Raw genomic sequence first — 11,019 nt, 5'->3', positions numbered from 1 at the left:
CCGGTCACGCTCCCACGGGGTCGCCCAGGACGAGCGACCCCGCTCGCGGAGTCGCTCCCATTCCTCCGGGCTCACATCTGCACGCAGCATCGCAGATGTGTACAACATCTATGGCGGACCGCTTAGCGTCAGCGGGGCTGCTAGAGGGGGAGCGCGAGGGTGGCCGTCGCGCCCTTGCCCGGCCCTTCGCTCTCGAGCAGGAGGCGTCCTCCCATCATCTGCGCCGCCAGCGCGCTCGAGTGCAGGCCAAAGCCATGCCCCTCCTTGCGCGTGGTGAAGCCGTGCGCGAAGAGATGCTTGCGGACCTCCTGCGTGAAGCCCTTGCCGCTGTCCACCACCTGGATCCGAGCCACGTTCCCCTGGGCGGTGAGCCGCACGCACAGGTGGCGTTGTTCCTCGGGGACCTCGTCCATGGCGTACTTGGCGTTGCTGATGAGGTTGATGAGGATCTGCAGCACCTTGTGCTTGTCCACCTGCACCGGGGGGACGGGGGAGAACTCGCGCTTCACGGAGACACCGTGGCGCCGCAGCGCGGCCAGCTGGAAGCGCAGGCTGTCCTCGATGAGCTGAGCGAGATCCCACTCATCGAGGATGAGTGAGGTCTTGGCGTAGTTCTGCTGCACCCGGACGATGGCATGGATGTGCTCGATGTGCATGCCCATCTCATTCAGGTTCGTCCGGAGCTGGGTCCGCTCCTGGCGCAGTTCCTCGGTGAGGGCCAGGAGGTAGTCCGGTAGGACGCGGCCACGTGGGTCGCCCGTCAGGAACTCCGCCAGGTCCTCGCGGTGCTCCTTGAGCATGGTGGAGAGCTGAGCCGCCCGGTCGAGGCGCGAGGCAGCGACCGCGGCGCGCATCTGCTCCAGGTTGATGCCGGCGCTGGTGAGGACGTTGCCGACGTTGTGCAGCACGTTGGAGGCGATCTCGGCCATGCCCGCCGCACGCGCCGTGTCCACCAACTGGGCCTGAGCCTGCTTGAGCTCGCGTGTGCGCTCCTCCACTCGCCGCTCCAGCTCGTCATTGGCGCTGCGCAGGGCCGTCTCGGCGCGCTGGACCTCGGCGTACAGTCGAGCGTTCTCGATCGAGATGGCGGCCTGCGAGGCGAGCTGCCCCAGCAGCGCGATGCGGGCCGGTGTGAACGCCCCGGAGGCGACCCTGTTCTCCAGGTACATCACTCCCGACAGCGACTCCTGGCGCAGCAGCGGCAGGCAGAGCACGGACCTGGCCCCGCTGCGCTCGAGGTAAGGGTCGGACGAGAACGGGTGAGACACCGCCGCGTCACCGATCAGCACATGCTCGTGCGTACGCCGGACGTAGGAGATGATCGTCCAGGGAAGAGCGGTCTCTACCTCCTCGTGCGACTCCGTGTCGGCCGCGACGCTGAGCTTGTCCCCGCGCGGCAGCAGCAGGGCTCCACGTTGGGCTCCCGCGGTCTCGGTGGCCACCCGCATGAGCGTGGACACCAGCCGCTCGAGGACGATTTCGCTGGAGACGGCCTGCTGAACCTTGACCACGGCGAGCGAGTCGAGCTCCCGGGACTCCGAGGTGGTGGTGGTAGTGGCACTCGCGGGTGCTGCCGACGTGACGAGGGACGGCCACAGGGCGTCCAGCTGCTTGACCTTGCCCTGGGCCCCCCACTGCGCGTACGCCTCCCGGGCCTGGCGCGCGTAGGCCTCCGCGATGAAAGGTGCCTGCCGCTTGCGGTAGAAGTTCGCCGCCAGCTCGCACGCGAGGGCCCCGTGCTGGATGAAGCCGTTCTCGCGGGCCACGCGCAGGGCCTCCTCGTACGCGGGGAGCGCCTCGTCCAGGCGGCCCCGGACGCGGGCCAGCTCCGCGGAGACCAGCCGCTCGAGCGCGCGGAAGGTCTCAGGGCAGTTGTCCGCCCACTCCGCGAGCTGTTGCCGATGTGTCTCGGCGGTCTCGAGGTACCGCCGCTGCTGCTCCTCCGTCGCCCCCTCGCAACACGCGACCAGGGTCAGGGCGCGGAAGAGGTGGAAGTCCAGGAGCGGAATGATGCCAATGAAGGACCAGATGAACGCCGCTGCCTGTTCCCCCGCATCACGTGCCTCCGCGTAAGCACCGCACATGAAGCGCGCCTGCATCTTGGAGAGCCAGTACTGGCACACCATGCTGCTCATGTGGGCCGGCGTCAGCCCGGCCTCGAAGGCCCGCTCTTCGAAGCCCTCTCCATCCAGCGTGCCGAACGAGGGCGAGCGCCCCCGCAGCTGCTGCACGTAGCGCAGGACGATGAGGGTGGTCTCCTCCACCCCCACGAAGCCGGTCTTGCGCATGAAGTCCATTCGGGCGACCGTGTCCTGGGCGACGTCGTCCAGGGAGTGCCCCATGGCCAGCCGGTTCCAGACGATGTGGCCGACGATGTAGCAGGCGAACAGGTAGTTGTTGGTCTGGACCGCGTGCTGGAAGCTGCTCAGGGCGTGCTCATGCGCGGCGGCCAGGGGTCGGCACCAGTAGCTGATCATCTCCAGGTTGAAGAGCGCTCGGACCCGCTCGTTGGACAGGTTGTACCGATCGACGAGCGCGCAGGCGAGCGCGCCATAGGCGTAGCCCTCCTGATAGCTCTTGAAGAACTTGCCGAGCAGCACGCCGAGCGAGCTGTAGCCGATCACCGACTCGTTGGTGTTGCCGTAGCGCAGGCTCAGGGAGACCATCCGGCAGACATGCAGGATGAGCAGGTTGTTGTCGGTGAAGTAGGCCGACGGGAAGAGGCGGGCCAGGACGCTCATCACCGGCTTCATGTCCGCGTCCGTCATCAGCGGTAGCTCGATGAGGCTCTCGATGGGGCGAGTGCCCAGGAGTGTCTGGACCTCCTCTCGGGCGGCTGCGGCCTCCTCCCAGGAGGGGTGCGGCTGCATTGGCATGCCCAAGAGCGCCAGGCTCTCCAGGAGGCAGGTCACGGAGGCTTGGATTTCGCCGGCGATGAGGAGTACCTCATGCGTCATGCCGTAGGCGGCGGCGATGTCCGCCCGGCTCCTCGCGCGGGAGCGCAATGCCTCTAGCAGGCGCCGGGCCTCGGCGGCGTTGCCGCTCATGAGCTCGCTGCTCGCTTGTGCGAGCCGCACCTTGAAGGCCAGCGCGTGGTCCGTCTCCCAGGGATCGCCCGGGATGAGCCCGAAGGCCATCGAGAGATAGGCGGCGGCCGAGCCGTGCGCGCTCGAAGCGCGGGCCCTCAAGCCGGCCTCGGCGTTCAGGCGCGCGAGGCGGTAGCGCTCCTCGGGATCTCGGATCAGCTCCACCCCGGTGTTGAGCTGGCTCACGAGCTCGAAGAGCTTCTCGCGCACCTCCTCGGCGGACAGACGCTCCAGCAGCAGGCGCCCGATGCGCAGGTGGACCTCCTTGCGGTCTCCTTCGGGGATGAGGGCATGCGCCGCCTGCTGGATGCGGTCATGCAGGAACCGGTACTCCTCCGGGGCGCTGCACACCACCAGACCCTCCAGGAGCGCTGGTTCGAGGCCACGCTCCACCTCGCCCTCCTCCATGCCGGAGATGAGGTTCAGCATCCCCAGGGAGAAGCTGTTGCCCATGCACGCCGCCATGCAGAGCAGGTGCTGCGTACACGCGGGAAGCTGGTGCAGGCCGCGCGCCATGAAGTCGACGATGTTGTCGGAGTACCCCTTGGCCCGGACTCCCTCGGCATCCCATCGCCATCCTCCTCCGGGCGCGCGGCTGAGGAGGCCGTCGTGGTGCAGCGCCAGCATCAACTGGAGGACGAAGAACGGATTGCCCCCGGTCTTCTCGTGGACCTGCTCCGAGAGGGGAGCGATGAGTTCTCGCCCCGCGCCCGGGAGCGCGTCGCCGACCAGGTGCTGGAGCTGTTCCAGGCTCAGTGGTTCGAGCTGGAGGTCGGTCACCGGCGTCTTCGCCTTGCGCACCTCCACCAGCGCCATCATCAGCGGGTGGGAAGGGCTGACCTCGTTGTCACGGTAGGCCCCGATCCACAGCATCGCGGGCGCGTCCTCCTCGGTGAGGAGCGACTGGAGGAGCCGGAGGCTGGCCAGGTCCGCCCACTGCAGATCGTCCAGGAACATGACGAGCGGGTGCTCGGCGGTGGCGAAGACTCCCAGGAACTGGAGGAACACCTGAGTGAAGCGGTGCTGCGCCTCGGCGGGCGGAAGCTCCGGGACCGCCGGCTGCGGGCCCATGACGAGCGCCAGCTGAGGGACCAGGTCCACGATGAGCTGACCGTTGCCCTGGAGGGCCTCCCGCAGGCGCTCACGCCACCGGGCGATCTCCTCGTCGGTGCCCGCCAGCAGTTGCTGCACCAGCCCCCGGATGGCCTGGGCCAGGGTGGCGTAGGGAACATCGCGCTGGAGCTGATCGAACTTGCCGCTCAGGAAGAACCCTCGCCGCTGAACCACGGGCTTGTGCAGCTCGTGGACCACCGACGACTTGCCGATGCCGGAGTAGCCGCGGACCAGGATCAGCTCGGGTCTGCCGCCGCTCACGATTCGCTCGAAGCCCCGGAGCAGGGTGGCGACGTGGGTGTCGCGCCCGTAGAGCCGCTGGGGGAGCTGGAAGCGGCTGGGGATGTCCCGCTTGCCCAGCACGAAGAGCTCGAGGGCGCCCCTGCGCAGGCCCTCCTCGCACTCGACGAGGTCGTGCCTCAGCCCCTCGGCGCTCTGGTAGCGCTCCTCGGCGACCTTCGCCAGGCACCTCATCACGATCGCCGACAGCACGGGCGGCACGCCGGGGATGAACTCGTGCGGCGGCCTCGGCATCTGTGCCATGTGGGCATGGAACCACTCGAGCGCGTCCTGCCCCTGGAACGGCCGGGCGCCCGTGAGCAGCTCGTAGAACGTGACGCCCAGCGAGTAGAAGTCGGTGCGGTAGTCCACCGAGCGGTTCATGCGCCCGGTCTGCTCCGGGGACATGTAGGCCAGCGTTCCCTCGATCAGGTGGGTTGGCGCCGCGTCCACATGCTCGGTCCGCTGGAGGGTGGCGACACCAAAGTCGATGATGCGCGGCTCGCCCGAGGGGGTGAGGATGATGTTGGAGGGCTTGAGGTCCTTGTGGATGACGCCCCGGAAGTGGATCTCCGCGAGGGTCGAGGCCAGGGAGATGGCCAGCTCGAGGAAGCGGGCGACCTCGAAGGGGCTGCCCACCGCCTCGGACAGGGGGACTCCTTGCACTTCCTCCAGGACCAGGACGGGGCGGTCGTTGACCCGCTCGCAACCATAGGGCCGGGTGACGCCGCGCACGCCCAGGAGCCGCTGCAGGATGCCGTGCTCCCGGCGATACCGCTCGTTCTCGCGCGGACCGATGGCGGGGCCCATCGGCGTCTTGATGATGACCGGTGCGCCATCCGCTTCGCGCACCGCCTGAAACAGCATGTTCGTGCCAGTGACACGGACCGGACGATGGAGCGTGTAACCCGGGAGGTTCAACATGATGGATGGATGGAGTCCACCGTCAGGGCCTTGCTCACGCAAGGCCCCGGGGCTAGCACCTCAGAAGAGCACGCGCTGGACGCCCGCCGCCTGGAAGATGTAGTCCCTGGACGCCTCGAGGGTGGCGCGCAGCTGGGCCCAGTTCACATCGACCAGGGCGCCGCGCCACTTCCGGATCCTGCCCGCGACGATGACCGTGTCCACGTTGCTGCGCTCCATCAACGTCACGACGGCGCCCGGCACATTGTTGAGCGGCGCCACATTGATGGCATCGGCCCGCAGCAGAATGATGTCTGCCTCCTTGCCCGGCGTCAGCGTGCCGATCTTGTGGGAGAGCCGGGCTACCCGGGCCCCCTCGACCGTGGCGAAGCGAATCACATCGCGGCACGTGAGGAGCTCGGGCAGGTTCGTCTCGCCGTTGAGCGCGCGCTCGTTGATGAGCGCCCGCTGAAGCGTGAAGGCGGTCCGCATCTGGGTGAAGAAGTCCGCGGTCATCGTGCATTCGACATCGATGCTGAGCGCGGGCTGGATGCCATGATCGAGCGCGGCCTGGATCGGCGGCATGCCGTGCCGCATGGTCATCTCGATCGGGACCGCGAGCGACACACTGGCGCCCGACTGGGCGATCGCCTGCCAGGAGCCCTCCGAGATGCGGGTGGCGTGGATGAACTCCAGGTCAGGCCCGAGCAGGCCCTCACTGGCGAGCTGCTCCACGAGCGTCGCCTGGCCGAGGCTGCCGACGAGGTGAGACACGATCGGCAGGCCATTCTGGCGCGCGAGCGCCCAGTAGGTACGGAACGCGGGGTCGAACACCTCTCCGCCCATGGCCAAGGTGAGAAGCTGGTCGGTCGAGGAGAAGTACCGGCTGCGGATCCGCTGGAGATCGTTCGGGAAGATGTTGCCGGGGCCCACGCCCGGTGAGTACACGAACACCGAGCGACGGCCCGCCTCCTGAAGCCCCCGGATGACTGCATCGGTGTGCTCGGGAGTGTGGCCTACCTGCGACGTATCGACGACCGTGGTTACGCCCGCGTCCAGCTGGCTGAGCGAAGCGACGAGCTCGGCGATGAAGGCGTCCTTGGGCCGATAGACCGGTGTGATCTTGGTGTGGATGTAGTCGAGGTAGTTCTTCTCGCCGTGGGGCAGCCCGTCGTTGAACAGCAGTCCGTCCGACAGGAAGCTCCGCAGCGCGGTCTGGTACTGATGGTGGTGGGTGTCGACGAACCCCGGCATGACGATCATGCCCGCGGCGTTGATGACCTCCGCGCCCGGAGCGTGCAGGTGGGGCCCGACCGCGACGATCTTCTTGCCTTCGATGAGCACGTCTCCGCGGGCGAAGTCGCCCACATTCGGGTCCATGCTCAGGACCGCGCCGCCTTTCAGCAGGTAGCGCCGGTGCGAGGCACCGGTCTCCCGTGGCGGCTCACGGTCCCGGGCATCGCTCTCCGCCGAGAAGTCTCCCTGCTCAGGCGCAGCCAGCGCGGGGGTAGGGGAAGAGATTGTCGCGGCACCGAGGGCGGAAGCCCCTACCGCGAGAAGCTCGCGGCGGGAGGTGCCTGCCTTCGCCGGATCGCCGTCATGCGTCGAGTGGTTTCCACAGAGCATCTGACACATTTCTCGCTCCCCCTTCTGGGCTCATCAGAGCCGTTGTCGTGCTGCCTCTCCTCGAGGCACCCAAGCTGACTTCATTGGAGCTTCGTGAAGGCTAGCGCGTGGCGAAACCCAGCGTCGAGCCTCCTGCGGGACACTGGCGGTGAGCCAGTGGAAGACGAGGGTTGGAGCGGAGGGAGCGAGGAGCGCCGCTGACGCAGGGCGCTAGAGGTGTGCGCCCTCCCCCTCGCGACCCTGAGTCAGGGCTGGGCGGTGGGGACCTGGGTCGCGCGGGAGAGCGCTTCCTGGAAGCTGCCCTGCTTCGCGGCCACACAGAGCGTGTACTCATCCAACACACCGCACGTGATACCCGGGCGCTGGAACACCGCCAGGTCCTTCTTGCCCACCACGTAGAGGGTGTCCTCCGCGAAGCGGCCTTGCTGGAGCTCGTCCCGCAACGCCTGACACGCCGCCAGGATTCTCGGGCGGTCGAGGCGAGCCGGATAGACGCTGTTCGTCGTCATCCCCCTGAGATAGGCGAGATATCCGAAGCGCAGATAGGCGTTCTCCGGAAAGGTCTGGGTGTCGCAGGGCGCATCCGCGCCGAAGATGGCGGGTGGGTACAGGACGATGTGCCGATAGAACGGATCCAGGCGGTCCCATTCCGGGGCCCGCAGTCGCGGCCACTCTCCTCCACCGAAGCGGCTCCGGTCCCATGCGTCGGGGGTGTCCAGCCCTTGGAGGAGCACCGCGCCCAGCAGCAAGCCGGTGAGCAGGCGAGGGTACTGCCGCCACCGCCATGCGATGAGCGCGATGACGCCCGTCATCAGCACGTAGTGGAGCGGCCAGATGAACCGGCCCGAGGATCGGAAGGGATCGAGCAGGGGCAGCAGAGGCTTCGTCACGCTCCGCAGGGACAGCACCGTCTCGCCCGCCACCGTCATCACCGATGAGAAGGCCAGCAGTGTCAGGGCGAGCACCGAGAACACCAGGGACTTCCGGGGCTTGAGTCCTGCTTTGGCTTTCTGCCACCAGTGCGCGGGGTTGCTGAGCAGGAGCAAAGCGATGAGCGCGATGACGCCCGTCCCGAGGTAGCCAAAGCCCTCATACTGCCCGGTCCTCGTGGGAAAACCCGGCAGCAGGAGCGACCAGCCGTTCGGGTTGACGAGCGTGAGCATGTCCGCGCTGAAGTAGCTGAAGCCGCTGCCTCCCGCGCTGATCCCCTGGCCCACGTAACCGAACAAGAAGAAGAGCGCCCCCACCGTGGCGAGCATTCCGGCGAGCGCTACGCCCGCGGAGCGCCAGGACAAGTGGTGCTCCACCCGCGTCACCGTGAAGAGCAGCGACACCGTGAGGGCGAAGACCATCACCTGCAGGTAGGGGTGGACGCCCGCGGCGATCGCATTGAGGGCGAGCGCTCCACCCAGCGCCTTCCAGGCGGCCCGTGAGTCGGGGCGGGGACGCAGGTGGACCCAGAGCATCGCCAGGAGCAACCAGTGGGCGCACAGCGTGTCGTGCCCCGTCCGGAAGAGCAGCACGGGCGACATGACGAACAGGGTCGCTCCCAGCAGGCGCTGCAGCGCTCCGTGCAGGTAGAGCGCCACGAGCTTGACGCCTACCCAGCCTTGAAGCGCGAAGCACAGGGCGAGCCACGGCCCGATGTACTGGAAGTCCTGGGGCAGCCAGCGCGAGAAGGGCTTGAGCGCCACCGCCACCCATGGATTCGAGTCGGTGAAGCCCACCGTCATGGTGAGCGGGTACATGAGGGTGGGTGTGTTCCCCAGCGGGAAGCCCCACGGCGCGTTGCGGAAGTGCAGCCAGCCCAGCACGTGCTGGGCGAAGTCCCCTCCGCCGACCCAGTCCAGGTGCGTGGGAGCGAGCGTTCTCGCTCCACCGATCGCCAGGTACCAGAGAAACCCCAGCGCCGCGCCCAGCCAAGGCAGCAGCCGGTCCCACCGGCTCGAAGCAGGAGCTTCGCCTGGAAGGCTCACGGACTCTCCCCGGCGCCGCCATCCTCACCGAGTCGTGACTTCATCTGCACCAGCCCCGCGAGCATGCGCAGCGGGTCCACGCCGAAGCGTACCTTCGAGCCACCCGGCTCGTGCCAGTCGACGGGCTCTTCGTGGAACCGCGCGCCCTGGCGCCGCAGCAGCACGAGCAGCTCCACGTCGAGCAGCCAGCGATCCTCGACGAGGCGCTCCAGCACCGGACGCAGCAGCTCGGAGCGCAGGAACTTGAGCCCGCACTGCGTGTCGTAGAAGCCCAGCCCGAAGAGCTGCTCCGTCAGCGTGGCGAAGACCCGGCCCTGCAGGTGACGGAAGAGCTTCCGGTCGATGCTCCGGCCGGCCATCTTCACGCGGGAGGCGGCCAGCACGTCGAAGGGCACCTCATCGGTGAGCAGCCCTGCAAGGCGCCAGAACTCGCGGCCCGAGACGGCGCCGTCCGCGTCCAGGAAGGCGAGCCAGCGGGCCTCCGCGGCGGCATTGCTCCAGGCGCGACGGATCGCCGAGCCCTTGCCCTGGTTCTGGGGGGCGTGGATGCACCGGAGCTTGTGTGGCGCGCCCGCCGCGGTCAGGCGCTCCTGGCCTGCTTCGATGATCTCCTCGTAGCGCTGGGCGTCCTGTGCGCGGCTGCCATCGTCCGAGATGACCAGCTCGACCGCCGGGCTCTGGATGCCCTGGCCCTCGGACACGAACTGATCCACGAGGAGCGGGAGACGTGCTCCCTCGTTGAAGGCCGGCACGGCCACGCTGATCCAGGCTGTCGTTCCCACCAGTTTCCGCTCCTGCACATCCCTCCACGGAGCACGGCCACCGAGGAGACGCCGAAATGCCGCGCCCATATAGCACGTCGATCCCAGCTTCACTCCAGCCGCTTATGATGGGCTACACCTTGATCTTCACCTCTTCGTAGTCGTTGGGGTTCACCCCGGGGATATCTCTCAGGTCGCGGTGGTCCCGGGTGCCGATCCAGGAGCCGTCGGAGCGGCGGCGGAAGTAGCGGTCGTAGCCGTCGGCCACCTGGTGGCTGTTCCCCTCGCCGTCGATCACGGTGCGCTCCTCGGAGATGGCGTTGAGGAAGCGGCGGTGGGAGTCATCGGAGGTGTGCATCTGCGCGTGGTGGGCCGCCGCTTGTGACGCCTGCTGGCTCTGCCAGGCCGCGTTGTGCGCGGCGTGACTCTCATGGAGTGACGCCATGTGCGCCTGGTGGTTCGCCGCCATGCCCCTCAGCGTCGCCATGTTCTGCTGGTGGTTGGCTTGGAGGATGGCGGTGCCCTGGTTGATCATCGCCATGGTGGCTTGATGCTGGGCGGCCGATCGCGCGCGCTCCTGCTGCTGGCGCTCCAGGATGGCCGGGTTCGTCCGCAGCGAGGTCAGCATCTCCAGCAGCGCCGGGGCGAAGGCCTCGGGGTCACCCACCGTGGTGATGCCATAGACGTGGACCATCCAGATGGGCCGCAAGCTCACGCTGGAGCCAAAGAGGAGCGCCTGTACCCGGCGCGGCCCTTCGTCGAACGCGAAGGAGAGCCGGCCGGACGTGATCCACATCTGTGTCGCGCCCGCGCGCTGAAGCGCCTGCCCGGTCCACTGGAACAGCTCCGGTGATGGAGCCATCGCGCCCAGCCGGAAGCCAGGCAGTCCGCCGAAGCGGTGCTGGGCGTAGGAGGGCAGGAAGTGCTCGATGGAGGTGTAAGGCTGCACCACGGTTCCCGGCTGCAGGCCGAACATCGCCGCGGAGGGCTCGCAGAACTGGGGGATCGTCGGATCGCCCAGGAACAGCGCGGTCTCTCCGTCCGGGCTCTCGGTCGTCGCGAGCTGGTGAGGGATGGGGCCGTTGCGTTGGACCCAGGCCCGGTTCCGCCAGCCGCGTGGCATCGCGAGGGTGAAGACCTGCTCGGCGTCGGTAATCATCTCCCACGCTTGGGGGGCGGCGGAGGGCGGCGGCAGACGCTCGTGCATGAGGCAACTCCAGGGCGTGGAGAGGACGGGAGAATGAACGACTCGCTCGCGAGTGTAGCCCCACTGGG

General features: G+C 68.0%; 5 protein-coding genes. All 5 read right to left on the bottom strand.

The window, feature by feature from the left end; genetic code table 11:
• Positions 1–140: 140 nt before the first annotated feature.
• Entirely contained in the window at positions 141–5,402 is a 5,262-nt protein-coding gene (locus tag SYV04_RS42590) for a trifunctional serine/threonine-protein kinase/ATP-binding protein/sensor histidine kinase (RefSeq protein ID WP_321551862.1), read from the bottom strand.
• A gap of 60 nt (positions 5,403–5,462) precedes the next feature.
• Positions 5,463–7,016, bottom strand: coding sequence for an amidohydrolase family protein (locus tag SYV04_RS42585; protein WP_321551861.1), 1,554 nt, complete (start codon positions 7,014–7,016; stop codon positions 5,463–5,465).
• Positions 7,017–7,252: 236 nt separating this feature from the next.
• On the bottom strand, positions 7,253–8,983 hold the full coding sequence (locus SYV04_RS42580) for a DUF6311 domain-containing protein (RefSeq protein WP_321551860.1): 1,731 nt from the start codon (positions 8,981–8,983) through the stop codon (positions 7,253–7,255).
• Positions 8,980–9,765, bottom strand: a complete 786-nt coding sequence (locus SYV04_RS42575; RefSeq protein ID WP_321551859.1) for a glycosyltransferase — start codon at positions 9,763–9,765, stop codon at positions 8,980–8,982. The genes SYV04_RS42580 and SYV04_RS42575 overlap by 4 nt, the downstream gene beginning before the upstream one ends.
• A 112-nt stretch (positions 9,766–9,877) precedes the next feature.
• Positions 9,878–10,951: a hypothetical protein gene (locus SYV04_RS42570; protein WP_321551858.1), complete on the bottom strand. Its 1,074-nt coding sequence runs from the start codon at positions 10,949–10,951 to the stop codon at positions 9,878–9,880.
• Positions 10,952–11,019 lie beyond the last annotated feature (68 nt).

The sequence above is a fragment of the Hyalangium ruber genome, from assembly GCF_034259325.1.
GTDB classification, from domain to species: domain Bacteria; phylum Myxococcota; class Myxococcia; order Myxococcales; family Myxococcaceae; genus Hyalangium_A; species Hyalangium_A rubrum.
The sequence above is the reverse complement of the archived record's forward strand: the minus strand, read 5'-3'. Positions and strand labels throughout refer to the sequence as shown.